Source organism: Methylobacterium sp. E-025 (genome assembly GCF_022829705.1).
Taxonomy (GTDB): Bacteria; Pseudomonadota; Alphaproteobacteria; order Rhizobiales; family Beijerinckiaceae; genus Methylobacterium.
On the sequence record NZ_JAKSYR010000155.1, the window covers coordinates 1 to 1792 of the forward strand.

Sequence of the window (1792 nt, forward strand, 5' to 3'; positions counted from 1 at the left end):
GCTACGTCGAAAGCTTACACGAACGGCTTCGGGACGACCTCGTCAACAGTGAGATTTTCTACACACTCAGGGAGGCGCAGGTCGTCATCGAAAGCTGGCGACGTCACTACAACGGCGTGCGCCCACATGCCTCGCGGGGATACCGGCCGCAGGCCCCGGAGGTGTTCATGCCGGCCTTCTCCGCTTGGCCGGCTGCGCTCGCCAGACCAGCTCCGCCGGACAAGCTGCCCGTGGCGGAGCGGCCCACCGTGCACTAACTTCACCCCTGGATCACCTCGTGGGGGCCGATCAAACCCGCGTGCTCGACCGCATCACCCACGATCCCGGATCGGTCTGGACGCCAGGCGACTTCGCCGATCTCGGCAACCGCGCCGCAATCGATAAGACGCTTCAGCGGCTTGAAGCCGCCGGTGGACTTCGGCGGATCGACCGAGGCCTCTATGACCGACCAACGATCAACAGCCTGACTAAGCGGCCCGTCGTTCCCGATTACCGCGCGGTCATCCGGGCCGTCGCGCGGGGGGACAACGCTCGCTTCGTGATCGACGGCATGAGCGCCGCCAACGACCTCGGTCTCACCACGGCCGTCCCGGCCCACATTGAGGTGCTCGTTGACGCCCGGCTGAAGCCGATCAAGCTCGGCAACCAAGTCGTCCATTTTAAGACGGCGGCGGCGAGCCGCCTGTTCTGGGCGGGCCGTCCAGCCATGCGTGTCGTCCAGGCGCTCCACTGGCTTCGGGACATGCTGTCCGCCCCAGGGGACCGGGCGCGGGTGGCAGACACACTGCGCCACCTGTTCGCCGACCCACAGTACGGGAGCGCCATCCGGGCCGATCTCCGAGATGGTCTCTCCGCGCTGCCGATCTGGATGCAGGAGTTCCTGCGTCCTCTCTTGATCTCCGCGAGCGAGGCGACACGGTGAGCCAGATCGATTACGCCCAGATCATCCGTGCACCGTCTCGCGAGCGCCTCGACCTGTTCCTCGCGACCGCCAACCGGCTCGGAGCGCCGGTGGGCAATATCGAGAAGGACTTCTGGGTCTGCTGGACGCTGGATGCTCTCTATCACCGCCTGCCGACCGAGCGCCGGTCTCCGCCCTGCGGCTTGGCCGCCACCCGGCCTTCCCGCTCGAAGCTCTCCTGCCAGCGGATAGCGCTGGTGGGACTGCCCCCGAACCGCTCGGCTGCCTGACGGCGCGAGGCGCCCTTGGACACGGCTTTCACGACCCGCTCACGCAAACCGGTGCAATCCGGTCCGCATAATTCAAATAATAGGCTTGGATTATTTGATTAAATTTGCATTCTAAGGTTGATGCAAATAGGTGTCTTTGGCTTTTGAAGAGTTGAGATCAAAAAAAATTATACGTTGCTAGCAGGCTGTTTCCAAGCCTGATCTAATCAGAGAAACGAACGTTTTTCACTATATTTGAGAATGACCCTACCCTACGAGGGCGCAGGCATGCAATTCTAATTTATATCAAGGTGAACTAAGGCGAATATTTGCAGAGTGGGACAGCCCCGCGGCATCCCTGTTTGCGAGGCTTTTTGATTGAGACCCCGTCCGATAACGTCCGGCAGGGGTTGAGTGGCCGGGATGGCGGTGATTCCAGAAGGGTGCCGAAGCCTGACCTGGAAGTGCCATGTGGACCCCAACCACTCGCCGGCAGCATCGCCGCGCCAACCTGCGCTACGAAACCGACTTGACGGATGGCGAGTGGGCCGTGATCGCGCCGCTGATGCCGGAGCCGGCCTCGTGCGGTCGTCCGCCTGTTTGGACGATGCGAAAAATCCTG

4 protein-coding genes are annotated in these 1792 nt (G+C 62.4%); 3 read left to right on the plus strand and 1 reads right to left on the minus strand.

The features are described from left to right. Positions 1-257: integrase core domain-containing protein (locus MKK64_RS22970; protein ID WP_243937715.1), on the plus strand; the 257-nt coding region annotated here is incomplete at its 5' end. Between the two features lie 41 nt (positions 258-298). Continuing rightward, positions 299-922, plus strand: coding sequence for a DUF6088 family protein (locus tag MKK64_RS22975; RefSeq protein ID WP_243937718.1), 624 nt, complete (start codon positions 299-301; stop codon positions 920-922). Between the two features lie 142 nt (positions 923-1064). Here the strand turns inward: MKK64_RS22975 and MKK64_RS22985 are convergent, their stop codons facing one another. Beyond that, a complete protein-coding gene (locus tag MKK64_RS22985; protein WP_409567997.1) occupies positions 1065-1223 on the minus strand; it encodes a hypothetical protein in 159 nt (52 codons plus the stop codon). Positions 1224-1639: 416 nt separating this feature from the next. Here MKK64_RS22985 and MKK64_RS22990 point away from each other — a divergent pair. Next, positions 1640-1792 (plus strand): transposase (locus MKK64_RS22990; protein ID WP_243937727.1); only part of this gene is annotated, 153 nt, incomplete at its 3' end.